Annotated in this window: 21 protein-coding genes; 7 read left to right on the plus strand and 14 right to left on the minus strand. The window is 65.8% G+C overall.

Going from position 1 to position 25,590, the window contains the following annotated elements:
- From QFZ33_RS04560 to QFZ33_RS04590, 7 genes are all read right to left on the minus strand, one after another.
- On the minus strand, positions 1-1,119 hold the full coding sequence (locus QFZ33_RS04560; protein WP_307025249.1) for a Gfo/Idh/MocA family protein: 1,119 nt from the start codon (positions 1,117-1,119) through the stop codon (positions 1-3).
- The gene (locus QFZ33_RS04565; protein WP_307025251.1) at positions 1,116-1,868 is read right to left on the minus strand and encodes a sugar phosphate isomerase/epimerase family protein; all 753 of its coding nucleotides are present in this window, start codon (positions 1,866-1,868) and stop codon (positions 1,116-1,118) included. The genes QFZ33_RS04560 and QFZ33_RS04565 overlap by 4 nt, the downstream gene beginning before the upstream one ends.
- Positions 1,869-1,924: 56 nt before the next feature.
- Entirely contained in the window at positions 1,925-2,815 is an 891-nt protein-coding gene (locus QFZ33_RS04570) for a carbohydrate ABC transporter permease (RefSeq protein WP_307025253.1), read from the minus strand.
- Positions 2,815-3,777: a carbohydrate ABC transporter permease gene (locus QFZ33_RS04575; protein ID WP_307025255.1), complete on the minus strand. Its 963-nt coding sequence runs from the start codon at positions 3,775-3,777 to the stop codon at positions 2,815-2,817. The genes QFZ33_RS04570 and QFZ33_RS04575 overlap by 1 nt, the downstream gene beginning before the upstream one ends.
- A 12-nt stretch (positions 3,778-3,789) precedes the next feature.
- Positions 3,790-5,118 carry an ABC transporter substrate-binding protein gene (locus QFZ33_RS04580; RefSeq protein ID WP_307025257.1) on the minus strand — a complete coding sequence of 443 codons (1,329 nt, stop codon included), beginning with the start codon at positions 5,116-5,118 and terminating at the stop codon, positions 3,790-3,792.
- A 94-nt stretch (positions 5,119-5,212) separates the two neighbouring features.
- Complete coding sequence (locus QFZ33_RS04585) at positions 5,213-6,031, minus strand: hypothetical protein (RefSeq protein WP_307025259.1); 819 nt, start codon at positions 6,029-6,031, stop codon at positions 5,213-5,215.
- Positions 6,028-7,116, minus strand: a complete 1,089-nt coding sequence (locus QFZ33_RS04590) for a Gfo/Idh/MocA family protein (RefSeq protein WP_307025261.1) — start codon at positions 7,114-7,116, stop codon at positions 6,028-6,030. Before QFZ33_RS04590 ends, QFZ33_RS04585 begins: the two co-directional genes overlap by 4 nt.
- A 180-nt stretch (positions 7,117-7,296) precedes the next feature.
- On the opposite strand from QFZ33_RS04590, the gene QFZ33_RS04595 reads away from it, so the two are divergent.
- From QFZ33_RS04595 to QFZ33_RS04610, 4 genes are all read left to right on the plus strand, one after another.
- Positions 7,297-8,520 carry an ROK family transcriptional regulator gene (locus QFZ33_RS04595; RefSeq protein WP_307025263.1) on the plus strand — a complete coding sequence of 408 codons (1,224 nt, stop codon included), beginning with the start codon at positions 7,297-7,299 and terminating at the stop codon, positions 8,518-8,520.
- A gap of 82 nt (positions 8,521-8,602) precedes the next feature.
- Positions 8,603-9,697 carry a Gfo/Idh/MocA family protein gene (locus QFZ33_RS04600; RefSeq protein ID WP_307025266.1) on the plus strand — a complete coding sequence of 365 codons (1,095 nt, stop codon included), beginning with the start codon at positions 8,603-8,605 and terminating at the stop codon, positions 9,695-9,697.
- Between the two features lies 1 nt (position 9,698).
- On the plus strand, positions 9,699-10,448 hold the full coding sequence (locus QFZ33_RS04605) for a ThuA domain-containing protein (protein ID WP_307025268.1): 750 nt from the start codon (positions 9,699-9,701) through the stop codon (positions 10,446-10,448).
- Between the two features lie 156 nt (positions 10,449-10,604).
- Positions 10,605-11,798: an MFS transporter gene (locus QFZ33_RS04610; RefSeq protein ID WP_307025270.1), complete on the plus strand. Its 1,194-nt coding sequence runs from the start codon at positions 10,605-10,607 to the stop codon at positions 11,796-11,798.
- Between the two features lie 218 nt (positions 11,799-12,016).
- Here the strand turns inward: QFZ33_RS04610 and aceB are convergent, their stop codons facing one another.
- Together aceB and aceA are read right to left on the minus strand one after the other, a co-directional pair.
- Positions 12,017-13,687 (minus strand): malate synthase A, encoded by a 1,671-nt coding sequence (gene aceB, locus QFZ33_RS04615; protein WP_307025272.1) that lies wholly within the window; start codon positions 13,685-13,687, stop codon positions 12,017-12,019.
- A gap of 314 nt (positions 13,688-14,001) precedes the next feature.
- Positions 14,002-15,318, minus strand: a complete 1,317-nt coding sequence (gene aceA / locus QFZ33_RS04620) for an isocitrate lyase (RefSeq protein ID WP_190604483.1) — start codon at positions 15,316-15,318, stop codon at positions 14,002-14,004.
- 164 nt (positions 15,319-15,482) lie between these two features.
- Between aceA and QFZ33_RS04625 the strand changes: the two genes are divergently transcribed.
- Entirely contained in the window at positions 15,483-16,997 is a 1,515-nt protein-coding gene (locus tag QFZ33_RS04625; protein WP_307025275.1) for an XRE family transcriptional regulator, read from the plus strand.
- Positions 16,998-17,068: 71 nt separating this feature from the next.
- Here QFZ33_RS04625 and QFZ33_RS04630 read toward each other — a convergent pair whose 3' ends face one another.
- A complete protein-coding gene (locus QFZ33_RS04630) occupies positions 17,069-17,416 on the minus strand; it encodes a hypothetical protein (protein ID WP_307025277.1) in 348 nt (115 codons plus the stop codon).
- A 380-nt stretch (positions 17,417-17,796) separates the two neighbouring features.
- On the opposite strand from QFZ33_RS04630, the gene QFZ33_RS04635 reads away from it, so the two are divergent.
- Together QFZ33_RS04635 and QFZ33_RS04640 are read left to right on the plus strand one after the other, a co-directional pair.
- Positions 17,797-19,545 carry a pyruvate dehydrogenase gene (locus tag QFZ33_RS04635; RefSeq protein ID WP_307025279.1) on the plus strand — a complete coding sequence of 583 codons (1,749 nt, stop codon included), beginning with the start codon at positions 17,797-17,799 and terminating at the stop codon, positions 19,543-19,545.
- A gap of 234 nt (positions 19,546-19,779) precedes the next feature.
- Complete coding sequence (locus QFZ33_RS04640; protein WP_307025281.1) at positions 19,780-21,057, plus strand: serpin family protein; 1,278 nt, start codon at positions 19,780-19,782, stop codon at positions 21,055-21,057.
- 172 nt (positions 21,058-21,229) lie between these two features.
- Here the strand turns inward: QFZ33_RS04640 and QFZ33_RS04645 are convergent, their stop codons facing one another.
- The 4 genes from QFZ33_RS04645 to QFZ33_RS04660 all read right to left on the minus strand — a co-directional run bounded on the left by QFZ33_RS04645 (position 21,230) and on the right by QFZ33_RS04660 (position 25,303).
- Entirely contained in the window at positions 21,230-22,084 is an 855-nt protein-coding gene (locus QFZ33_RS04645; RefSeq protein ID WP_307025283.1) for a hydroxymethylpyrimidine/phosphomethylpyrimidine kinase, read from the minus strand.
- A 72-nt stretch (positions 22,085-22,156) separates the two neighbouring features.
- Positions 22,157-23,191, minus strand: coding sequence for a TAXI family TRAP transporter solute-binding subunit (locus QFZ33_RS04650; protein ID WP_307025285.1), 1,035 nt, complete (start codon positions 23,189-23,191; stop codon positions 22,157-22,159).
- Positions 23,184-24,638 carry a HAMP domain-containing sensor histidine kinase gene (locus QFZ33_RS04655; RefSeq protein WP_307025287.1) on the minus strand — a complete coding sequence of 485 codons (1,455 nt, stop codon included), beginning with the start codon at positions 24,636-24,638 and terminating at the stop codon, positions 23,184-23,186. Before QFZ33_RS04655 ends, QFZ33_RS04650 begins: the two co-directional genes overlap by 8 nt.
- Positions 24,635-25,303, minus strand: coding sequence for a response regulator transcription factor (locus QFZ33_RS04660; RefSeq protein WP_307025289.1), 669 nt, complete (start codon positions 25,301-25,303; stop codon positions 24,635-24,637). The genes QFZ33_RS04655 and QFZ33_RS04660 overlap by 4 nt, the downstream gene beginning before the upstream one ends.
- Between the last annotated feature and the right edge of the window lie 287 nt (positions 25,304-25,590).

Below are 25,590 nucleotides of genomic sequence, written 5' to 3' on the forward strand. Positions count from 1 at the left end.
CTAGAGTGTGGAAGCGGTGGGGTTCCAGTCCTCGGGGAGGGCCGGGGACGCGGGGGCGGAGCTTTCAACGGTGACGAAGCTGCCCGATTCGACGGACTCGGAAATCGAGACCATGGTATCCAAGACGTGGTAGGCGAGGTTGCCTGTGGCGCGGTGCGTCACTCCGGCGCGGATGGAGCGGGCCATGTCCAGCACACCCATGCCGCGGCCGTTGGACGGTCCGGTTGCGGGGATAACTGTCCAATCTTCATCGCCGGCGCGCCAGAGCCGCACGTCGCCGTCGAAGTAGTTGGGGTCCGGGAGGGAAATGGTGGCCTCAGTGCCGGTGATTTCCACGAAGCCCATCCGCTGCCGGGGCGACTCGAAGGAAAAGACGCTGTGCGAGGACTGGCCGCCTTCGAACTCGGCCATGGCGCTGACGTGGGTGGGGACGTCCACAGTGAACTCCTCGCCCAGCTTGGGCCCGGAACCGATGACGCGGACTTCCTTGGCTTTGGAGCCGATGGCCGCGACCCGACGCACGGACCCGAAGGTCTGGACCAGTGCGGTGAGGTAGTACGGGCCCATGTCGAACAGGGGCCCGGCGCCGTACTGGAAGAGGAACGCCGGATTCGGATGCCAGGATTCCGGTCCGGGGGTCTGGAACGTGGTCATGGCGGTGAGCGGCGTGCCGATGTCCCCCCGTTCGATGAGCCTGCGCGCGGTCTGGAGTCCGGCGCCGAGGAACGTGTCCGGTGCGGTACCGAGGCGGATGCCTGCGGCGTCGGCCGTCTTCAGCAGCCCCAGCCCTGATTCACGGTCCAGCGAGAACGGCTTCTCGGTCCAGACGTGCTTGCCGGCGTTCACCGCCGCCGTCGCGACCTCCACGTGGGCGGCCGGGATGGTCAGGTTGATGATGATTTCGACGTCGGGATGGTTCAGTGCGGCGTCCACGCCGCCCCACTCCGGGATGCCGTATTCCTTGGCCCGCGCCTCGGCCGCCTCCTCGAAGAGGTCGGCAATGACGTGGACCTTGAGGTCCGGGAAGACCGTCAGGTTGTCCAGATACTGTTTGCTGATGTTGCCGGCACCGATGACGGCGACGCCGACCGGCCCGCGGCGGGGGGATGAGGTGCTCATGCCTGTACTCCTTCAGCGGCCTTTGCGGAGTTCAGGAAGGCAAGCGATTGGGTGATGCCGTCGAAGATGTCTCCGGAGTAGTCGTCGAATTCGACGACGCCGACTTCTAGCGACTTTGCCGCGCCGATGACGTCCCACACGGCGATCTTGCCCTGGCCCGCCGGCTGCTGGGCCTTGGTGTCCGTGTTAAGCGGGCCGTCCTTGATGTGAATGAACTTCACCCGGTCTCCCAGTTTGGCCAGGATCTCCACCGGGTCCTGGCCGCCCACGGCAACCCAGTAGGTATCCACCTCCAGGACCAGTTCGGGGTCCAGCAGCCCTTCGAAGTACTCCAGGGCGGTCTGGCCCTCGATGCTGGACTCCAGCTCCCAGGCGTGGTTGTGGTAGCCCACGCGGATGCCGTATTCGGCGCCCTTCTTGGCGGCGGCGTTGAGCTTGGCAGCGGTGGCCTGGATGTCCTCGGCCTTCTGCCAGTGCTCGGCCGGCAGGTAGGGGTCGATGACGGTGGTGATGCCGAGTTCCTTGGCGGCGGCGAAGATCTCGTCCTGGTCCTGGCTGAGCAGCGGCGCGTGGCCGGACGGGGCGGTGAGGCCGTTCTCCTTCAGCGCGGCGCCAAGCTCCTTGGCCGTGGCCACGAAGTTGTACGGCTCCACCTGCGTGAAGCCGATCTCTGCCACCTTCTTGATGGTGCCGGGAAGGTCCTCCTGGATCGCGTTGCGCAGGGTGTACAGCTGGAGTGAGTAAGACATGTCGTTCCTTTGCGGGTTCTGTATGTATTCAGGGATGGTTCGGTAATCGGGCGTGGCTAGCGGCCGGCGAGGGATCCGCCGATGCCGCCGACGCTGAAGTATCTGTTCAGGGTGGCGAAGACGATGACGGGCGGCAGCATCATGATCACGGCGAGGGCCATGACGGATGTCCAGTCCGTAGCGTTCTGCTGGAAGAAGGACTGGACGCCCATGGGCAGGGTGAAGATTTCGTTGGACCGGAGGAACACGATGGCTACCAGGTAGTCGTTCCAGGCCAGCAGGAACGAGAAGATCGCTGTGGAGAGGATGCCGGGCAGGCTGTTGCGCAGCACAACCTTTGTGAAGGAGCCGAATACTGAGCAGCCGTCGATCCACGAGGCTTCCTCGAGGCTGATCGGGATGGAGTCGAAGTACGCGGCCATCATCCAGGTGGCCACGGTCATGGTTGAGCCGACATAGATGATGGTCAGGCCCATGAGGTTGTCCACCAGTCCCATGCCGGCGAACAGGATGAACAGCGGCACCACGGAGGTGATGATGGGCAGTGACTGCATGACGAACAACAGCAGTGAGTACCCGGACACTGCCTTGCTGCGTCCGCGGGAGAGGACGTAGCCGGCCGGTGCTGCCACGGCCACTGAAATGATGACGGTGGCCAGAGTAGTAATCAGACTGTTCTTGAGCCAGGTGGCGGCAAGCGTCTTGGAGAAGACGTTGCTGATGTTCTCGAAAGTCAGGCCAGTGGCGGTGCTGTTGGGTCCGGGGGTGAACGCTAGGAGCACGGTGACCACGATGGGCACCAGCACGATCGCGGTGATAGCCAGGATGGCCGTGAAGCGCCACCAGCGGCCGCGCTGGCCCGCCTCGGAGAGCACCTTGCGGGGCTTGCCGGCATCGACGCCGAGCGCGGGGCCGGATTCGGGATGGGCGTGGAGTACTGCGCTCATTATTCGACGCTCGACTTTCGGATCTGGCGGTAGAGGATGACCGAGATGACCACGAGGGTCATGGTCATGAGGAAGGCGATGGCCACGCCGGGACCGGTGGCGAAGTCCTGGAAGACCGTCCGGTAGGCCAGGACCACCAGGGATGTGGTGGCACTGACCGGTCCGCCGCCGGTCAGCAGGTAGATGGTGGGGAAGTCGTTGACGCAGAAGATCGTCATCAGGATCCAGCTGATGTAGGTGGAACGGGCGATCAGCGGCAGGGTGATCTGGCTGAACTGCTGCCAGCGGGTGGCGCCGTCCATGCTGGCCGCTTCGTAGACGGTGCTGTCTACGGAGGCCAGCGCGGCCGAGATCATCATCATCATGAACGGGAAGCTGACCCAGACCTTGAACACCATGACGGTGATAGAGGCGAGGGTGGGGTCGGCGAGGAACAGCGGGGTACCCAGCCCGAGGTTGCGGAACAGGGACGGGATCAGGCTGTCCGGGGTGGCCACCAGCCAGTTCCAGGCGGTGGAGGACACCACGATCGGCACCACCCAGGGCAGGAGGAGCAGGACTTTGAAGGTGCCGCCGGCGGGGATCTTGGTGCGCAGCAGCAGGGCCAGGCCCAGGCCCACGAGCCAGGACCCGAACACGCCCACGATGGTGAACCAGAGCGTGAATTGGGCGGCCTTCCAGAACGCGGGCGAGGTCAGAACGGTTGAAAAGTTCTCCCCGCCCACGAAGTTGCCGGTCTGCAGCAGGTTCCCGTCGTGCGTGGCCTGAACAGCCGCATGGATCAGCGGGTAGCCGTGGATCAAAACAAGCAGGACCACGGAGGGGAGCAGGAGCCAGAAGAATGTCCTGCTGGTCTGGGCGGAGAGCTTGCTCCTGCGTTTGACGGGGGCGGTCCCGGGCCCGCCTGGGGCAACGCCCCGGCGGGCGCGGGACAGGCCGGACTGGGTTTCGGTCAGAGCCATGGGGAGTCCGGGTTACTTCTTCAGCACGGATTCGAGGCCGGACTGGAACGCCTGCAGCGCAGTTTTGGCATCCGATTTTCCGGTGATGATGGTCTGGCTGAACTGGTTCAGTGCTTGTCCGCCATCAAGCGCGGCGAGGTTGGCGTTCAGACTGTTGCCCTGGGAGGCAAAGGTCTTGGCGATGGGCTGCCAATCCTTGACGATTTTGACGTTGTTCGGGTCACTGGCGAACTCGGGGAGCTGGGTGATGGATTTGAAGACAGGCAGTGCAGACATCAGCTTCTTCTGCCACAGCTGCTTGAGCTGGCCCAGGTAATACACCAGGAACTCCTCGGAAGCGTCCTGCGAGGGAGTGTTGGTGTACATCATGATGTTGTTCGGGAAGACGATGGTCGCCTTGTCCCCGTGCGGTCCGGTCAGGGGGTCCGCCACCAGAAGGTCGCCGGATGTGTCGCCCACGCGCTCCGGGACGTTCACTTGGAAAAGGCCGAAGCCTGCTTTGCCATCTTTCCACTGCGCCGACATGTTGTCGGTGGTGTAGCTGACGGCGGCAGGATCGACGATGCCGTTGGAAACGAGTTCCAGGACGAACTCCATGGCCTCGACGTTGCGGTCGTTGAGAAGGTCCAGCTCGCCGTCCTTGTTGAATACGCCGCCGCCGTTGTTGACCATCATCATGATCATGGAATGGTTGGCATAGTTGTTGCCGGCGCCTGCACCGGTGGTGAAGCCGAAGGCACCGACCTTCTTCAGTGCCTTGCCTGCTTCAAGGAGGGACGGCCAGTCCGTCGGCAGGGCGACGTTCGCCTTCTCAAACAGGGACTTCCGGTACCAGAAAACGCGCATGTCCAGCTGCCACGGGACCGCCACATAGCCCTTGTCCGACTTGAACGGATCCAGCACGCCCGGCAGGAAGTCGTTGAACTGGCCGCTGGCCTTGAGCTTCTCGATCGCCTTGTCGGCGTAGGCGATCTGGCCCTGCTGCTCGAACTGGAAGGCCTGGAAGCCGCCGCCTGTGGACACAGCCGGGCCCGTCTTGGACGCGATGGCCGAGGAGAAGGTCTGGTAAAAGTTGTTCCACTGGATGGTCTGGTAGGTGGCCTTGCTGCCGCCAGCACCGGAGAAACCCTCGGCAATGCCCTTGGCGGCGTCATTGTAGGCGGGGGTGGCCCAAGGCATATCCCAGAACTTGACGGTTCCGCTGGCTCCGCCGCCTCCGCCTTGGCTTGCCGAGCCGCCGCCGCATGCTGCCAGGAGGGGAGCGGAAGCCGCAGCGGCAGCGAAGCCGAGGAATCCCCTGCGGGAAAAGGCGGAGGATGCGATGGAGGATTTAGCAGACACGGTGTTTCCTTTCAGGACCCGGCTGCTGAGTGCCCGGTCCCTTCTCGACGATGAGTGGATTGTGAGGTGACGCTGGAATTGCTGGGAAAACTGTCTAGTCGGTGAGCTGGGTGAGGAGGGACATGGCCGCGGCGAACTGCCCCAGATCGTTGGCGGGGGTACCGGATGTGATGTGCGAGTGGGCCCTTGACCAGCTGGTCCGGTGAGCCGATTCGTAAAGTGTGGGAAGCGTCGTCGCTCCCTCCGCGGTGACGACGCGGACCTCGGCCGGCCACGCCGCAGCGGGGTCGGGGAGCACGATGTCGGCACGTCCTGCGGAAGTGAGAACGGAGATGCTTGCCGTTGCCGGCAACGACGACGTGAGGATGCCCTGCAGCGCAGTGGGGGCTCCTCCGGGCAGGGTGGCGGCCACTGTGTAGCCGTTGGCGCTGCGCTGGACCATCCTCACGTTGCGCAGTTCGATGCCGGCGTGCAGGACGGCGGAGAGTTGTTCCGTCAGCAGCTGCAGGGGATCTGTTCCGGGTGCTGCCACGGCAACCGAGTCCACCAGCACGGCGTCGCGAAGGGAATCGGCAATGACGCCCCGCGCGTTTGCGCTGGACCCGGCGAGTACTGCGTTTCCGGCCCAGCGCTGGTCGAGAACCACTGTCGCCCCGGATTCAGACGCTTGGGCGGTCAGCTGACCTGCATCCTCGGGGACCGGCGAAGACACGACGACGCCCCCGGCGCCGCTGCGGATCGCCTCGGCGGCACGTCGGGTCCAGCCTGAGTGGCCGGCGACGGCGATGACATCGGGAGCTGGGCCCTGGGCCGGGGCCGGTGCGAAGGACAGGGGAAGGGAAGCGGCGACGGCGGCCACGGCCCCTGCCGTTTGCGCCTCCGGGTCCGCGTACAGGGACAGCTGCGTGCTCATGCGTTAACCTCCTCGCCTGCGGCGACCCTGCCATTGCCGGTGTCAACAAGGCCGACGGCGGCGTCGGCGATGGACAGGGCGAACTCCAGGTCGTGGATAAGTGTTTCGGCCGACGGCGGTTGTCCTGTTCCCCGGGCCAGTTCGGCGAGCTTGCGCCATTCGCCTTCGTAGCCGTTGTGGCCATAGGGGCCAAGGAACAGGGTCTGCCCGTCCTTCCGGATTTGCGCTGCCGCAGAGCCAGCGTGGACATACGACGGCGTGAAGTCGATCCTCAGGGCGGCGTCATCGCCGATGGCTTCGAACACCCACGACGGTTCCCAAGTACCATTCATGGCCGCGCGCAGCTCGATGCTGACCGCCCCGGCCCGCAGCGAGATGACATAGCCGAACGGCTGCGCGATTTCGGCGTGCAGAACCTCCACGGAGGCAAAATCGGGCGTGAAGCGCCGAACCAGGGGAAGATCATGGATGGCCAGGCCCATCACGCCGCCCTGGAGGCGGGCCTTAATGACCTCGGGGTCGCTGAGGTCCTGGGGCGGCACGGGAACCCGGCCCACGATCTCGGTGGCGAAGTCCTCAAAGCGCGGATTGGGCGGCAGGACGATGGAGGAACGGATGGTGTGGACCTGCTCCGGCAGGTCCCCCCAGGCCGCTTCGGCCGCGAGCCAGCCCGGATCGAAGGTGTGCATCGCGCCGACAATGATGGGCACGCCGGTTTCGGTCGAGACCGCGGAGATGCCGGCCGCTTCCTCCCCGGTCATCGCGAACGGCTTCTCGCACAGCACCGCCTTCTTTCCCGCCCGGCAGCTGGCGATGACCTGGGCGGCATGGAACTGGTGCGGGCTGCAGATGGCGACGATGTCGACCCCGGGATCGGCCAGCAGTTCCTCCAAGCTGGTGCTGAAGCGTGCCCCCACCCTGCGGGCGACGGATTCGGCCACTGCCGGATCCACGTCCATGATGTGGCGCACCTCCAGGATGTCAGTGAGTCTGGCCAGGGACGGAAGGTGGATAGCCTGCGTGACAGGCCCCGCGCCCAGGATGCCGACGCCAAGGGGCGCCCCTGATTGGTGCTGGCTCGACAAGTCATTACCTCTTTGTAATCGCCGGAAAAAGCTCTATCCGCCGCGACCGGTGCTGCTCGGTGGTGCGGCTCACAGCTCAACCTAGGACCACTTTTGACGAGCGTCAAGCAAAAGTCAAAAAGTTATCGACATTCTTTGAGTCCTGTGACACGCAGAAGCATTCGTGCTATCACTGAATCCATGAGTCCACGAACGGGTAATGGCCAAACTGCGGAGTCGGTTTCCGCCGACCCTATGGGCAGTCTGTCCCGCGCTGGCGACCTCTTTCAGCTGCTCCGCGACGGAAGGGCCCGGACCCGCGCCGAGCTGGCGCTGACAACAGGACTCGCGCGGTCCACCGTCGCCTCCCGTATTGATGCCCTGATTGCTTCCGGACTGGTCGGCCCCGCTGGCGAGGCGACATCGAGCGGCGGCAGGCCGCCGTCGCGCTTTGCCTTCAAGCCGGCTGCCCGCGCTGTGCTGGCTGTCGACGTCGGTGCCACGCACGTGATCATCGCGGTCACTGACCTGGGCGGAAATATCCTCAGTGAGCGGCGGCTGGCCCAGGATGTTGCCGAGGGGCCGGAGGCAGTGCTGGGCCGGCTCGTGGCCGAGGCGACGTCGCTGCTGGCGGAGACGGGACGCACCACGGAAGACCTTGCCGGCGTCGGGATCGGCCTGCCGGGGCCCGTGGAGCACGCCAGCGGCATGCCGGTGAAGCCGCCCATCATGCCGGGCTGGGACGGGTTCGACGTGGTCAGCCACGTCCAGCGCTCGTTCCCTGTCCCGGTGCTGGTGGACAACGACGTCAACATCATGGCCCTGGGTGAACGCACAGCCCACTGGCCGGAGCACGACAACTTCCTGTTTATCAAGGTGGCCACAGGCATTGGGGCCGGCATCATCAGCAACGGCGAACTGCAGCGCGGAGCCAACGGCACCGCCGGCGACCTGGGCCACGTCCGCGTGCCCAGAGGCGACGACGTCCTGTGCCGGTGCGGCAACTACGGGTGCCTTGAGGCGCTCGCGTCCGGCCCTGCCGTGGCGCGGGCACTGGCGGCGCTGGGTGTCCAGGCAGAGAGCGGGGCCGACGTCCTTCGCCTGGTGGCCGGGGGCAACCTGCAGGCCATTCAGGCCCTGCGCCAGGCCGGCCGGGATGTGGGCGACGTGCTCGCCACGGTGGTGAACCTCCTCAATCCCTCCGTCATTGTCGTCGGGGGAAGCCTTGGACAGGCCGGCGAACACCTCATGGCGGGCGTGCGCGAAGTGGTTTACCGCAGGTCGCTTCCGCTTGCCACCACGCACCTGCGCATCGGCCTGTCCATGGCGGGCGGCCAGGCGGCCGTGCTGGGCGCGAGCCAGATGGTCACCCAGCACGTCCTGTCCCCGACGGTCATCGAAGCCACGCTGCAGGCCACGGGCTAGCCGGCGAACGAAGCCCGGCGCACGGGCTGGCTCACGCAGGAAGACCAACCTTCACATCCAAGCGAAACGGAGTCTTAAAACATTGAGCACGCACAAGCACACACCCCTGAGGGTTGGCGTCGTCGGGATCGGCTGGGCCGGCCAGCAGCACATCGAGGCCTACAAGAAGATCGACGGCGTGGAACTCGTTGCGGTCGCCGCGATGGAAGCTGACCTGCTGAAGAGCATCAAGGACGAGTACAGCGTCCCCCACACGTTTGCCCGCTGGGAGGACCTGATCGAACTCGACGGGCTCGACGCCGTCAGCGTGGCAGTGCCGACCTTCCTGCACGCCCCCATTGCCATCGCCGCCCTGGAACGCGGGCTGCACGTCCTGAGCGAAAAGCCCCTGGCGCGCAACGGCGAGGAAGGCCTGCAGATGGTGGAGGCGGCGCGGAAGGCCGGCCGCGTCCTGGACGTGGCCTTCAACCACCGCCGCCGCGGCGACATCCAAAAGCTGAAAGGCATCATCGACGACGGCGAACTGGGCCGGCCGTACTACGCCAAGGCGTCCTGGCTCCGCCGGCAGGGGATTCCGATGCTGGGCAGCTGGTTCACCAATCCGGCCCTGGCAGGCGGCGGCCCGCTGGCCGACATCGGCGTCCACGTCCTGGACTATGCCCTGCACCTGCTGGGCGAACCCCGGGTCCTTTCCGTCTCGGCGTCGACCCATTCGGAACTGGGCCCCCGCGGCCTGGGCGGCAACGCCCGCTACACGGCCATGAAGTCCTCCCACAAGTTCGAGGTGGAGGACTTCGCCTCGGCCTTCATCCGCCTTGAGGGCGGCGGCACCCTGATCCTCGAAGCCGGCTGGGCGACGTACCGGGAGGAGGAGGACCTGATGGACTTCACCGTCTACGGCACCGACGGCGGAGCGGAACTCCGGGCCGTCGGGGCCTCCAACGTTCCCGTCGCGGATGTCCGGATCTTCAAGGAGAAGGACGGCGAGAACGCCGACTACGTGGTGGTGGCGGAGCCGGGCCGGGCACACCAGGCGGTGGTGGAGGACTTCGTGGACGCCGTACGCGGCGGCGAGACCGTGTGGGGAACCCACGACGGCTCACTTGCCCTGACCCGGGCCCTGGTGCTCGACGCCTGCTACAAATCCGCCCTCGAACAGCGCGAAGTGAGGCTCTGACATGACCGACAAACTTAACATCCTGGTCTGGAACGAAGGCGTCCATGAGGCGAACAACCAGCCGGAAACCATGGCGGAGATGTACCCCAAAGGCATGCACGGCGCCATCGCGGACGGACTCAGGGGCTTCTACCCCGATTCTGGCATCACCACCGCCACGCTGGCCGACCCGGACCATGGGCTCTCCGAGGAGACGCTCGCCGCCACGGACGTGCTCCTGTGGTGGGGGCACGTGGCCCACGATGACGTCAGTGACGAGGTGGTGGAACGCGTGCAGCGGCACGTCCTGGGCGGCATGGGACTGGTCGTCCTGCACTCCGGGCACTTCGCCAAAATCTTCACCAAACTCCTTGGCACCACGTGCTCGCTGAAGTGGCGCAACGAGGGCGAGCGGGAACTCGTGTGGACCGTGAAGCCCTCGCATCCGATCGCCGCCGGCTTGGAAAGCCCCATCGTGATCCCAAAGCAGGAGATGTACGGCGAGCTCTTCGACATTCCCGAGCCCGACGACCTCATCTTCATCAGCTCCTTCGAAGGCGGCGAGGTGTTCCGCTCGGGTGTGACGTTCACGCGCGGGAAGGGCCGGATCTTCTACTTCAGCCCGGGCGACCAGGAGTACCCCGTGTACCACCAGCCGCAGATCCAGCAGGTGATCGCCAACGGCGTGGGCTGGGTGGCGCAGCCGGGCAGGTTCCGCGAGGCGCCGGGCGTCAGCAATGCCCCGCGCGACTGTTTCCTGCAGGCCCCCTAAAAGAACCTCTGAGCGCGAACGGACACTTGGGGCCCCTCGGTCCAGCGTGAACGGACACTTGGGGCCCTGCCCTTTCCGCCGTAAGGGGCGCCGCATGATAGCAATGAGGGTGATGAAACCCCTTGCCCGCTTCCAGAATCCCGACCCCCGCGCCCGATGAGGGACACGATCGGAACGAAGGTTCCCCGCAGCTGGATCCTGCTCGCATGCATCGGCCTCATCGCCCTCAACATGCGGGGCCCCTTCGTGGCGGTGGCGCCGGTGCTGGGCCCGATGCAGCAGGAGCTGGGCTTCTCGCCCGTCGAGCTGGGCCTGCTGACCGGGATTCCCGTGCTGTGCTTCTCGCTCGCGGCGCCCCTTGCCTCGCTCGCCGGGCGCCGGCTCGGAGCGGAACTGGCCATCACACTCACGCTGGCGGGCGTCCTGGCCGGCGTAGCGGTCCGTTCTGCCGGCGGCGGTGCCATGGTGATGGCGGGTACGGTCATCCTGGGCCTGGCCATCACTGTGGGCAACATCGCGGTACCGCTGATCATCCGGCGGGACTTCTCGGCGCGGCGCCAGGGGACCGCCATGGGCATCTACACGGCCGCCCTGAACGTCGGTTCGTTCGCTACTTCCGTGGTCACGGCGCCGCTGGCCGAGTCAGCTGGCTGGCGGGCTGCCATTGCGGCCTCTGCGGCCTTCGCCATCGCGGCTGTCGGCTTCTGGATTTTCGCGACCGGGCGCCGGGCCTTCCTCCCCGCGGCCGACGACGGTACTGGCGGCCCGCCGGCTGCCGGCCGCCCGGCGTCGCGATGGATCACGGTGGGGCTGACGGTTGGTTTCGCCGGCCAGGCCATCTCCTATTACGGCGTGACCGCCTGGCTGCCCACCCTGCTTTCCGATGAACTCGGCATGACTCCAGCCGCCGCCGGTGCAGGCTCCTCGCTGTTCCAGATCATGGCCATCGCGGGCAGCCTGGGTGTGCCGCTTGCTGCCCGGTTCGCAAGCACGACGGCGGTTGCGGTCACCTTGGGTGCCATGTGGCTGACCGTTCCGCTGGGGCTGCTGTTCGTTCCCCAGCTGTGGTGGCTGTGGTCTTCGCTCGGGGGAGTGGCGCAGGGCGGCGGCATCACGCTCATCTTCATCGCCATCATCAAGCTCGCCCGGGACCAGGCTTCCGCAGGGAGGATGTCGGCGATCGTCCAGGGTGTGGGCTACTGCTTCGCGGCGCTGGCTCCGACCGTGGTGGGCTACGTCCACAGCGCCTCGGGCACCTGGTCCGTGCCGCTGCTGGTGATCCTCGGGTCCGTGCTGGCGTTCTTCATTTCAACAACGCTGTCCGTACGGAAGGTGCCCCGCCAGCGCTAAGGCGCGGTCCCGCCGTCGTACATTCCTTAAGCTTCTAAGCGCGAACGGCCACTTGGGGCCCACTCAAAAGCGCGAACGGACAGTTGGGGCCCCTTCAGAAGGTGCACAAGTGTCCGTTCGCGCTTCAAGATGTTCCGTTGCCGGGCTGCCTCCCCGGATTTCGGGGGTGCTGTTGCGGAGGCGTGGCAGCCCGGCGGACGGAAAACCTGTGCCGGATATTAGGCGGCGACGAGCTCGTCCTCGATAGCCTCGGCCGTGGCGTCGATGCCCTCACGGGCTTCGTGCAGGTACCGGGCGTAGGCGGGAACCGTGAGGAAGCTGGGGAACTTGTCGCTCAGCGTGACCTCCTCGAAGATGTCGCGGGCATCGGCAAAGCGGTCGCCGTCGAAGCGCTCCAGCCGGGCGAACTCCTCGTCCAGCATCTCCTCCACCCATTCCCGGCTGATGATCTCGCCGTGGTCGGTGATGGCCCGGGAGTAGATCCACTGCCACAGCTGCGAGCGGGAGATCTCCGCGGTGGCGGCGTCCTCCATGAGGTTGTGGATGGCGACTGCGCCGTTGCCGCGCAGCCAGGACTCGATGTAGCGGATGCCCACCTCGATGTTGTTCCGGATGCCCTGTTCGGTGATGGTGCCTTGCGTCGCGGCGACGTTGATGAGGGCGCGGTCGTCCGGGGTGACGTCCTCACGCAGGCGGTCCAGCTGGTTCGGGCGGCCGCCGAGAACGCCGTCGAACACCTCGCGGCACACGGGGACCAGGTCCGGGTGCGCCACCCAGGAGCCGTCGAAGCCGTCGGCTGCCTCGCGGGTCTTGTCGGCGCGGACCTTTTCGAAGGCGTTGGCGTTGGCGGCTTCGTCCTTCCGGTTGGGAACGGCGGCAGCCATGCCCCCAATAGCCATGGCGCCGCGCTTGTGGCAGGCGCGCACGAGCTGTTCGGTGTAGGCCCGCATGAAGGGGGCGGTCATGGTCACCTGGCCGCGGTCCGGAAGGACGAAACGCGGTCCGCGGGTGCGGAAGTTCTTGATCAGGGAGAAGATGTAGTCCCAGCGGCCGGCGTTCAGTCCTGAGGCGTGGTCACGGAGCTCGTAGAGGATCTCCTCCATCTCGAACGCGGCGGTGATGGTTTCGATCAGCACGGTGGCGCGGATGGTGCCCTGCGGGATGCCGAGCAGGTCCTGGGCCAGGATGAAGATGTCGTTCCAGAGCCGGGCTTCGAGGTGGTTTTCGATCTTGGGCAGGTAGAAGTACGGGCCCTTGCCCTGGGCCAGGAGGCGGCGGGCGTTGTGGAAGAAGTACAGGGCGAAGTCCACGATGCCGCCGGCGATGGGTTCGCCGTTCATCAGCATGTGCTTCTCGGGCAGGTGCCAGCCGCGCGGGCGTACGACGATGGTGGGCAGGTCTTCGGCGGCCCTGAGTTTGTATTCCTTGCCTTCGGGCGAGGTGAAGTCGATCCGGCGCTCCAGCGCGTCGGTGAGGTTCAGCTGGCCCTGGATGACGTTGCGCCACGACGGCGTGGAGGCGTCCTCCATATCCGCCAGCCACACCTTGGCGCCGGAGTTCAGGGCGTTGATGGTCATCTTCTTGTCCACCGGACCGGTAATTTCCACCCGCCGGTCCTCCAAGCCCGGTGCAGGGGGAGCCACCCGCCAGTGCGGATCGTTCCGGACGGGCTCGGTCTCCCGCAGGAAGCGCGGATCCTGGCCCCGGGCGATGTCGTCCCGCCGCGCCCGCCGAGCCCGCAAAAGTTCCGCACGCCGCCCGGCAGTCGCCTTGTGCAGCTGCGCAACGAACGCCAGAGCATCCGGAGTGAGTACCTCGCCCTGCCGGCAAATCGGCTGCGCGGTCAAAGTGATCCCATTGATCGTGAAGTTGTCGGTGAAGCTGTTCATTTCAAATCTCTCCTCAGAAGAAGCAAATTCGACGGCGGTGTAGCGGCTGGTGCCGGAATGGCCGAAAAAGGCAATCCTCCGCGTGCTATTCCCCATGCCCGGCAAGGGCCTCGCAGAGCTCGGCCGATCCGGGGCATGGGGCCCCTTTCATGCACGCTTCCGGATCACCTTTCCGGGCCCGAGGCATGGGCACCTGGGTGCCGGCCGCCGTCGTGCCTTCCGGTGAGCGATGTTGACAGCTCACCTTTGGCGGTGAAGGGCCCACGGCCGCCGGGTTCCCTCGCGAGCTTGCGAGCGGAGGGGGCGGCCGGGGATTAGTGGAACTGGCCCTCTTCGGTCGATCCGACCAAGGCGAGGGTGGATGCGTTCGGGTTGAGCGCAGTGGAGATGTCGTCGAAGTAGCCGGTGCCGACTTCGCGCTGGTGCTTGGTTGCGGTGTAGCCGCGGGACTCGGAGGCGAATTCCTTTTCCTGCAGCTCGACGTAGGCGCTCATGCCTTCACGGGCGTAGCCGTGGGCGAGGTCGAACATCGAGTAGTTCAGGGCGTGGAAGCCGGCCAGGGTGATGAACTGGAAGGTGAAGCCCATGGCGCCGAGTTCGCGCTGGAACTTGGCGATGGTGGCGTCGTCCAGGTGCTTGCGCCAGTTGAACGAGGGTGAGCAGTTGTAGGAGAGCATCTGGTCCGGGAACTCGGCCTTGACGGCCTCGGCGAACTTGCGGGCCAGCTCCAGGTCCGGGGTGCCTGTTTCCATCCAGATGAGGTCGGAGTACGGGGCGTAGGCCTTGGCGCGGGCGATGCAGGGTTCGATGCCGTTGCGGACCTTGTAGAAGCCCTCGGGGGTGCGCTCACCAGTGATGAATTCCTGGTCCCGCTCGTCAACGTCGGACGTGATCAGGGTGGCCGCCTCCGCATCGGTGCGGGCGATGACGACGGACGGGGTGCCGGCGACGTCGGCGGCCAGACGGGCCGCGTTCAGGGTCCGGACGTGCTGCTGGGTGGGGATCAGCACCTTGCCGCCGAGGTGGCCGCACTTCTTCTCCGAGGCGAGCTGGTCCTCCCAGTGAACGCCTGAGGCGCCGGCCTGGATCATGGACTTCATCAGCTCATAGGCGTTGAGCGGTCCGCCGAAGCCGGCCTCGGCATCGGCGACGATCGGCACCATCCAGTCCTCGACGGTCTGGATGCCCTCGGAGAACTCGATCTGGTCTGCGCGCAGCAGGGCGTTGTTGATGCGGCGGACCACCGTGGGGACCGAGTTCGCGGGGTAGAGCGACTGGTCCGGGTAGGTGTGGCCGGAGTTGTTGGCGTCCGCGGCGACCTGCCAGCCGGAAAGGTAGATGGCGCGGAGCCCGGCCTTGACCTGCTGCACGGCCTGGTTGCCGGTCAGGGCGCCCAGGGCGTTGGTGTACTTGCCTTCCTTGTGCTCCTCGGTGAGCTGCTTCCACAGCTTCTCGGAGCCGCGGCGTGCCAGGGTGTGCTCTTCGGAGACACGGCCGCGGAGGCGGACGACGTCCGTTGCCTTGTAGTCACGGGTCACACCTTCCCAGCGCGGGTTGGCAGCCCACTCGAGCTCCAGTGCGGCGGCCTGCTGTTCGGGCGTCTGCTGGGTGGGCTCAAATGCTGCAGTCATCTTTGTCTCCTTGTTAGCTCCCGGGCCATTCCGGGTGATGGTTTCCGGCCCGACCTTCGCTGCGCCTTTGCAGCTCCGGCCGGCTTTTCCGGTGGTGTTTCTTTCCGTGACACCTACTTTTCTGCACTTTCCAACACCTTTCTAGGGGAAAAGGATGGAAAGAAATGCACTTCTTCACGTATTCTTCAGAAATGTCGCCTTCAAGCTGGAACAGGGAAGTTTCACAACCGTCGTCACCGCAGTCGACGGCTGAACTGGACGTTATTTCGCTCGGTCGCCGCGTCCGCCATCTGCGCAAGCAGGCAGGACTGACGCTGGATGACCTGAGTGCCGCCGTCGGCACCGCACCGAGCCAGTTGAGCCTCATTGAGAACGGCAAGCGGGAACCCAAACTCGGCCTGCTGCAGCACCTGGCAACGGCGCTCAACGTCAGCATCGACCAGTTACTCGGAGCCGAACCGCCCAGCCGCCGGGCCGGCCTGGAAATTGAGCTTGAACGCTACCAGCGGGGCCCCCTCTACGAGTCGCTGAACCTGCCCAAAATCCGTATCAGTTCGCGGTTGCCGATGGATGTCCTGGAGGCGCAGGTGGGGCTGCTGCACGAGCTCGAACGCAAGATGAACGAGCAGGTGGCGACGCCGGAGGAGGCCCGCCGCGCAAACGGCGAGCTGCGTGCAATGATGCGTGAGCGCGGTAACTATTTCCCGGAGTATGAGGCGGAGGCGCAGAAGGTCCTCAAGGGGGTCGGCTACACCACTGGTCCGCTCAGTCAGCACGTCATTGCCGACATCGCTGAGAACCTCGGTTTCAGCCTCCATCATGTGGGCGACCTGCCCCATTCCACGCGTTCGGTGACCGATTTGAAGAACCGCAAAATTTATCTGACGCAGGGCGAACGGCAGGACCATGATCCCCGCTCCGTGCTCCTGCAGGCACTGGGGCACTACGTGCTGGGACATGAAACGCCCCGCAGCTACGGCGATTTCCTCGCGCAGCGGGTGGCCACGAACTATTTCGCGGCAGCGCTACTGCTCCCGGAGCAGGCCACGGTGGAATTTCTGCAAAAAGCCAAGGCCGCGAAGGAAATCGCGGTCGAGGATATCCGGGACGCCTTCGCCGTGTCCTATGAGACTGCAGCCCACCGTTTCACCAACCTGGCCACAAAGCATCTGGGCATCACCACGCATTTCCAGAAGACCCACCAGAGCGGGATCATCTACAAAGCCTACGAGAACGACGGCGTGAACTTCCCGCAGGATCACACGGGAGCGATCGAGGGGCAGCCGTCGTGCAAGGCCTGGACCTCCCGCGCCGTGTTCGATGTGCCGGACAAGTTCAGTGCCTACAGCCAGTACACGGACACGACGTCGGGTACGTACTGGTGCACCGCCCGCACGGACCGGTCGGCCAGCGGGCAGTTTTCGCTGAGCATCGGAGTCCCGTACCAGCATGTGAAGTGGTTCCGCGGACGGGAAACCACGGCCCGGGCTACCTCCAACTGCCCTGACCCCACCTGCTGCAAACGGCCGCCGGCGGCTCTGACGTCCGAGTGGGCGGGCAACGCCTGGCCGTCCGCCCGGGCGCACTCCCATCTGCTCGCGGCCATGCCTCCGGGAGCCTTCCCCGGCGTGGACGAGACCGAGGTGTACACGTTCCTGCAGGCGCACTCGGGAAGCTGACCGACGCTCCCGCAGATCCTGTCGGCCGTCCTGTGAAGCTCACGCCGTTTTCGCAGGCCTTCCCGTGACGCTCACGCACTTTCGGTGGAGGCCTGACGACTGCTTGCGGCTCGCGTGCGCGGCCACCCTGCCGGGGAAAATTTTTCGTTGAGAATCCCGTGATTGAGCACGTCATGCAAAACCCGGTGGCTTTCGTCGGTGCCGGACCACCGGCCCGTGTCCCGCAGAAAGTGCATGTATTCAAACAGTACGGCACAGAAAAAGGATGCAAGGTCGGCATCACGCCCATTGAGCGACACCACATGTTCAGCGATGAGTCCGGGGTCCATTGCGGTCACTGTGGCGCCGCCAGAGATGTCGGCGTAAACCGGGAAGAACGCGGTCAGTTGCGCCAGGATGGGAAGGATGTCTGGCAACATCCCGTGCTCCCGGTGCCAAGTCACGAATGCGAATAGGGAACCCACTTCCTGGTCACCTTGGTGCAAAGCAACGGAAGCTGGTCTGCTGGCGGGTTTCCCGGCAGGGTGCCCGCTGCGGGACTTCCGTTTTGCCTGCCGGCGGCGGGATTTGTTGGCAAGTTCTACCTCACTGTGGATGTGGAAAGAGGCTGAGTGCCTTTCCCAAAACGCTACGAGTGCAGAGCACCGGGCTTCAACGACGGCCAGCCGTATGTGGAAAACGGCCCGCACCGGGCCACCTCCGCAACGCGGCCACCCGGCAACCTGAGAACCGTCGCCAAGCTAACCGGACTATATTGGCCAATGTCAGCCCACCAATCTGATCGCGGGAGTGTGCACCCATGGCCAAGGAACTTGCCGTCCAGCTCATCGAACAACTCCGTGCTGCCGGCGTCCAGCGAATTTACGGAATCGTCGGGGACAGCCTCAATCCGATCGTCGATGCCGTCCGCCAGACCGGCGGCTCGCAGCAGGGCGGCATCGACTGGATCCATGTGCGGCACGAGGAAGCCGCAGCCTTCGCAGCCGCGGCCGAAGCCCAGCTGACAGGAAAACTTGCGGTGTGCGCCGGCTCCTGCGGCCCCGGCAACCTGCACCTGATCAACGGCCTGTACGACGCGAACCGCTCCGGCGCGCCCGTTCTGGCCATCGCCTCGCACATCCCCAGCAAGCAGATCGGCAGCGGTTTCTTCCAGGAAACCCACCCGGACCGGATCTTCAACGAATGCTCCGTCTACTCGGAGCTCATCAGCACGGCGGAACAGGCGCCGCGGGTGATGCACAGCGCCATCCAGCACGCCGTCGCCTTGGGAGGCGTCGCCGTCGTTACCCTTCCCGGTGACATCGCCGGACTGGAGGCTACCGGCGAAACACCGCTGCCCGCAAAGTTCCGGCCGGCAACGCTGGTCCCGGCGCCCGAAAGCGTCCGGGAACTCGCCGATGCCATCAACACGGCGGACAAGGTTGCCATCTTCGCCGGGGCGGGCACGCAGGGAGCCCATGACGAGGTCATCGCACTCGCGGAACTGATCGGTGCGCCGGTCGGCCACACTCTGCGGGGCAAGGACTTTCTGCAGTACGACAATCCCTATGACATCGGCATGACCGGGCTGCTGGGCTATGGTGCCGCGGCGGAGGGGATCGAGGACGCGGACCTTTTGATCCTGCTGGGCACAGACTTCCCCTACGACCAGTTCCTGCCCGGCACCCGCACCGCGCAGGTGGACCATGCCGCCCACAGGCTGGGCAGGCGGACCGACGTCGACATCGCCGTCCACGGTGACGTGCTGCCCACGCTCGCGGCGCTGATGCCACTGCTGGCTCCGAAGAAGAGCCGCCGCTTCCTCAACCAGATGCTCAAGAAACATGACCGGCTGATGAACAAGGCCGTCGGCGCCTACACCCGCAAGGTGGAAAAGAAGCAGCCGATCCACCCGGAGTACGCGGCGTCGCTGCTGGACCAGGTGGCGGCCGAGGATGCAGTGTTCACCGCGGATACCGGCATGTGCAACGTGTGGACCGCCCGCTACATCAACCCGCTGGGCACCCGCAGGCTGATCGGCTCGTACCTGCACGGCTCCATGGCCAACGCGTTGCCGCACGCGATCGGCGCGCAGTTGGCGTACCCCGGGCGCCAGGTCATTTCGGTGTCGGGCGACGGCGGGCTGTCGATGCTTCTTGGCGAGCTAGTCACCGTTGCCGCGCACCGGCTGCCGGTCAACGTAGTGGTCTTCAACAATTCAACCCTGGGCATGGTGAAGCTGGAGATGCTGGTGGACGGCCTGCCGGACTTCGGTGTGGACGTGCCCGACGCCGACTACGCCGCCGTGGCCCGCGCCCTCGGCTTCCACGCGGTGCGCGTCACGGATCCCGCCCGGATTGAGGACGCCTACCGCGAGGCCTTCGCCCATCCGGGGCCGTCGCTGGTGGAGCTCATCACGGATCCCAAGGCGCTGTCGATCCCGCCGAAAATCACCGGCTCGCAGGTCCTCGGGTTCGCCACCGCCATGTCCAAGGTGGTCCTGAACCGTGGCGCCGGTGAGGCCGTGAGCATGGCGCGCAGCAACCTCCGGAACATTCCGCGGCGGTAGTGGCCGCTCACCGTTAGGTGCGCCGTGCGGAAGGTGCCCAACACGACGGCGGGTGGTATCGACGGTGGCTACTGCCCCCGGCGCTCAGCGGCGAGAAGGGCCGCCGTCAAACGTGAGCGTCGGTGGGGCGAGACCAAACCGACGGCAAACCGTGACCGGGCAGGCATCGATACTGTCGGACCCCGCTGGTTGACTGATCACGTACGGTGTTCTCCGGATGAGCCGAGGACTGACATGAACAGGATTCGAATGGCCAAAATGGTGGCGGCCTCGGCCGCGGTCGCACTTGCGGCGGCGTGTTCTGCGCCGGTGCCGGGATTGGTGAAGGCCGACGGCGTGGACCGGGTTTCGGTGGATGGCACGGCTTACGCCGCTGAATTCCGTGCGTTCCGGGACTCCGCTCTTGGGCTTGGCCAGGCACTGCTCGCCGACGGCGGCGACGGTTCCGGCGGGAACGTGGTGTCCTCGCCCGGAAGCCTGCTGGTTGCGCTCGCGATGCTGCGTGCCGGTGCGTCCGGGGAAGCGGCCGCCGAGCTGGACGCCGTGCTGGGTCTTCCGCTGGATACACGCGATGAGGCCATGAATGCGCTGCTCGCGTCTCTGGCGAAGTTCGACGGCGATCCCGGCGCCGTAGACGAGGACAACCCGCCGCGGGTGCCCGTCATGCATGGGGCCAATGGATTGTTCGTCGACGAAGGCGTGCCAACCGGTGAATCATTCCTCGCCACGCTGGCCAGGCACTACGGAACCGGCGTCTATCCGGTCGATTTCAGCAATGAGGGCGTGACCAAGCCCGCGATCGATGCCTGGGTGGACAGCAACACGGGTGGACGAATCAAGGAAGCGCCCGCGAAGTACGATCCGCGGAACACCTTCAGCCTGCTCAATGCCATGTACTTCGCGGCGGCCTGGCAGACCCCGTTTGACCCCAGCTCCACATCGGATTTGCCCTTCACCACGGGCGGGGGAGAGGAGATCGACGTCCCCGCCATGCACAACCTGCTTGAGATGAAACACGCGGAAGGGGCAGGCTGGCGGGGTGTGGACCTGCCGTACGCTGAGGGGTTCGTGATGCGTCTTGTCCTGCCGGACGCTATCGACGCCGCTGCCGCATTTGGGGCGCAGCAGCTCACGGAAATCGCGGATGCCTTAACCGCCGCGCCTCTGGAGACCGTGCGGATACAGCTGCCCCGCTGGGACCACAAATGCAGCTTCGACCTGCACCAGGTCCTCGAAGCAGCCGGACTGCAGAAGACCCTGACAACAACCAAGGACTTCAACGCCATCCAGCCAGACATGGCGATCACCCAGGCCGGGCAGGCCGCCAACATCACGGTGGCCGAGAAGGGAACCGTCGCGGCCGCTATCACCCAGATCAACGGAATGGTTACCGGCGCTCCGCCGCAGCCCGAGCACACCATCGATTTCGACCGGCCGTTCCACTACCAGATCGTGCACGTTGAGACCGGGCTGCCGCTGTTCATGGGAACCGTGGCCGACCCCCGGTCCTGACCCAAACGCTTCATTACATCCTGCAGCGAAAACCGGAACCCTTCCTCACCGCGTGAGGAAGGGTTCCCGGTTATTCTGCGAAAGCTGAGGAAGCGTCCGGGGTATCGGTGCGAAAGGTGAGGAAGCGTCCGGGGTATCCGTGCGAAAGGTGAGGAAGGGTTCCCACAAGGGCCTAGCGCGGGCCGCCCTGCCAGAGGGCATCGAAGGGCGCGCCGGAGGCCACGCGGTTGCGGATGCCCGCAGTCACGAAGTCCTTGGCCGTCCGCGCTGCCTCCAGCGGTGTAGCTCCCTTGGCCAACTCGGCCGTCACGGCCGCAGCGAGGGAGCAGCCGGCGCCGGAGACGGCCACCTCGCCCACCTTCGGGGCGCTCAGAACCTCAAGGGTTTCCCCGTCGTAATAGACGTCGACGGCGTCCGGCCCGGCCAGGCGCACGCCGCCCTTGGCCAGCACGGCGGCGCCGCTCAGTTCATGGATGCGGACGGCGGCCACCTTGAGGGACGCAACGTCGGTAATCTCCAGACCGGACAGCGACTCGGCCTCGAAGTGGTTGGGCGTGATGAACGTGGCCAGCGGCAGGATCTGTGCCTTGAGTGCCTGGTCCGTGTCCAGCGCGTGGCCCGGCTCCTGGCCCTTGCAGATCAGGACAGGGTCCAGGACAACGTTGCTGAAAGCGCCGGAATTCAGCGCGGAGGTCACCGTCGAAATGGTGGCCGGGCTGCCCAGCATGCCGATCTTCACGGTGTCCAGCACGGAAGGTGCGCCGGAAGCGGCACCGTAGGCCGCCGTCGTCGCCTCTATTTGGTGGGCGATGACATCCTGGTCCACGGGCACGAAGCGGTGGTTCCATTCATTCTTCGGGTCGAACGAGACGATGCACGTGAGGTTGGCGATGCCGAAAACGCCGAGTTCCTGGAAGGTCTTCAGGTCGGCCTGCGCGCCGGCACCGCCGGTCGCCTCGGAGCCCGCGATGGTCAGGGCGACGGCGGGAACGGAGGCGTGAAGGTCCTTGGAGATCACTGAAGTCATGTCTCCATGATGCCAGCTGCCCCGGCCCCGCACGGCCCAGGCGCAGGCGCAGGCGGGGCGATTGGGGGGACCCTAGCCGTGCAGGGCGCGATAGGCCGACGCCGCGGCGGGGTGCAGCGGCACGCCTGCAGTGTTGATCAGCGTTTCCGGACTCAGGAACTGCACGCCGAGGCTGGACTGGGGGATAAGTTCCCGGGCCTGTCCCACCAGCAGTTCGACGGTTCTTTTCACAATGCGGTCGTCCAGATCCTCGCGGCACAGGAGAAGGTTGGCCACGCCCACTGTCCATGCACCGGGGACACCCTCGTAGCTGTTCTCCGGGATCAGGACCCTGTCGTAAAAGCCGCCGTACCGCGCCCGCGTCTCCCGGACCAGTGCCGACAGGTCGATCAAGGCGAGCCCTGCCTCCTTGTTAGCGGCAGCGATGGCGGCTGTGGGTACACCACCGGACCAGAAAAGGGCATCCACGGACCGCGCTGTAAGGGCCGCGAGTCCGTCGTTCAGGCCGAGGTTCACTTCCTTGAGTGGGCTGTCCGCAGCGGTGTTGCCGGTGGCGTTTCCAACGGCGGACAGGCCGGATGCCGCGATGATGCGGTGCGCGGTCAGGGACGTACCCGAGCCAACCTCTCCGATGGCCGCGGTCTTCCCGGCAAGATCCGCGAAAGTGCGGATGCCACTGTCCCTCCGCACCAGGCAATGGACGTAGTTTTCGTAGACTTTGCCCAATGCGACAATCCTGCCGGACGCCGATGACGGCGTCGTCGCCGGAGCTTTCGACGCCTGCTGCGCCGCAGCATCAGCCAGTGCCACCGCGAAAGTGGCGTCGCCGGCGAGGAGCCGTTGGATGTTCTCCAGGCTCCCGCCGGTCACCTGCGGAACGGCAGTACCCACCACACCGTGACGCTGAAGTGACTCAGCCAGCAGGGTTGAAAACTCCAGGTAAAAGCCGCCGGGCTCGCCTCCGGCCACCGTAACGGTGCGCCCGCGATCGTCCGGCATGCAGGCACTGACGGCCGGCAGTAGAAGTCCGGAAAGCCCGATTGCCAGCCCCGCCCGGATGGCCGACCGGCGGGACGGAAGCGCATACGGGGTGCCGGTGTCAGCCATGCGGAGACTCCTTCCTGGGCGCCTGCGCCGGGCCCAGACTGCGCTTCGGTTCGGGGAAATCTATCCGGGCAATGAGTCCGTGCGGAGACCGCTCCTCCAGCAGCAGCCGGGCGCCGTTGGCCTCCGCGAGCCTGTCCACGATGGTCATGCCCAGGCCGTTGCCCGGGATCCCCCGGTGCCGGGGAGAACGCCAGAACCTGCCGGTGGACGCAGCCCGTTCGGCGGCGGAAAGTCCGGGTCCGTCGTCGGACACCTCGATCGCCAAACCTCCCGGCCGCCGGCGTACCGCGACGGAGATGCGGGCGGCCGGCGCGTACTTGATGGCGTTGGTGAGAAGCTCACCAACCATGTGCGCCAGCTCGTCCGGACGGCATGCCAGCTGGAGCGGAGTCTCCTGCTGCGCCTCAAGCACCAGCGTTGCCCCACTGCTCCGGGCGGCAGGCGCCGCCCGCTCCACTTCCTCCTGCAGCACGGGAAACGGATCGATGAGATCAGGCTTCCGGCGGGAATCCGGGCGCATGGCGCTGCGGGCCGAGCCTTCGAACGCCTTGTGCTCCGCGGCAGCGAGTTTCAGTACGCCGTCCAAGAGCTCTTCGACGCGTTCCAGTTCTGCCACTACCCCTGCGGCGGCGGCCTGCTGCCGGTCTGTTTGCAGTTCCAGCTGCAGCAGGTCGATTCTCAGGCGGAGGGCGCCCACAGGGTTGCGGAGCTGGTGTGAGGTGTCCGCGATCAGCTGCCGCTGCGAGTCGATGCTTTCGGTGACGGTTTGTGCCATGGCGCTGAAGGACCTGCTCAGCTCCCTCAGCTCAGGCGGGCCGTCCGCGGGCAGCTGGCTGCTCCTGCCCGTTGCCTCCAGTTCCGTCACCGCTGCGTTCAGGCGGTGCACGGGGCGCAGCACCCAGCCGGTCAACCGGGCGGCCGCCAGGAGGAGCAGTGCTTCCAGCACCGCCGCCGCCAGCCCGACGACGAGCCACCGTTCCCGCAGTTTCTGGCGGGCCGCGTCCAGATTGACCTCCAGGACAGCTTCGCCGAGTACCTGGCTGGCGGTGCCAAACGACCTGGAAACCACCTCCGAGCCGCTGCCCAACGGCTGAAGCGTGGGAAGGTCAGTGTCGCTGACGTTCAGGCTGGCCCTCGAAACCGCGTCCCGGACCTCTGCCCTGTCCTCGCTCAAACCGCCCGAACGCAGTGTGCCCTGCTGCAACCGGATGAGAATCCCTTCGCCGTACAGCCGGGAGTACCCCTCCATCTCCCGCCGCAGCTGGGTGGAATCGCCATCCAGTGCCGCATCGTAGGCCACCTGGGCGAACCTGTTGAGGGCGGCGTTGCGGTTGATCTGCACCTCCTGGGTGAGTTCCCGGCTCGCGGAGGACAGAATGGCGCCGGCTGCAGCGATCACCACCAGGACGGAAAGCAGGCTCAGGATGCCCAGGACGCGGAGCCTCACGCAGGGTTCCCCTCAACCCGGTAGCCGACGCCCCGGACGTTGATGATGAACCCCGGCAGCTGGAGCTTCGCCCGCAACCCGGTGAGATGGACGTCAAGGGACCTCGAGGACGCGAGGAAGGCATCGCCCCAGAGGGCGTCCAGAATTTGTTCGCGCGTGACCACAGAGCCCGCATTGCGGACCAACAGGGCGAGCAGCTGAAATTCCGTGGGCGTCAAGGACAGCACCCTGGAACCGACGGCGGCCACCCGTCGGTCCAGGTCGACGTCGAGGTCTCCGAGCACGATGCTGTGGTGCTGCCCGTCGCCGTGGCGGCCTGTGCGTCGGGTGACGGCTTCGATCCTGGCCAGCAGTTCCACAAGTTTCACGGGCTTGACCAGATAATCATCTGCCCCGGAGCGCAGTCCCAGGACCACGCTGCGCTCATCGTCCCGGGCCGTGAGGATCAGAATGGGGCAGGCCGTCACCTGGCGAAGCTTCCGCAGCACGTCAAGGCCATCGAGGTCAGGAAGGCCCAGGTCCAGCAGGATCACTTCGAACCGCCGGTGGACCAGGAGGGCATCGGCTCCGCGGGCGACCCTGGTGGCCTTGTGCCCGGCGGAGACCACTGCCGCGTCGAGGGCGGACGCCATGGCGTCGTCGTCCTCGACGATGAGCACTTCCATTGCACGTTTCCTTAGTGGGTTGTTCTTCTGGTCCTTCGTCCGCAGCCCGTTTGGAGACTACCCCCTGGAAGGGATTTTAGCCGCCCACTGTCCCTCCACGGGTCTTCGATCGGAGTCCTTCCAGCGGAGCGCGGCCCTGCTCCCGAATGATCCGGAAACCTAAGGAAGTGTTAGGAAATACCGCCTGGCTTAGCCTGTGCCGTGGATCACGAATAGTTTGGATGGAGTCCTTTGCTTCAGGGGCCCGTCGCCGCCGACGGGGGACCGCAGGTTTAGACGGCACGGAC

It is taken from the genome of Arthrobacter globiformis (assembly GCF_030815865.1).
GTDB lineage: Bacteria > Actinomycetota > Actinomycetes > Actinomycetales > Micrococcaceae > Arthrobacter > Arthrobacter globiformis_B.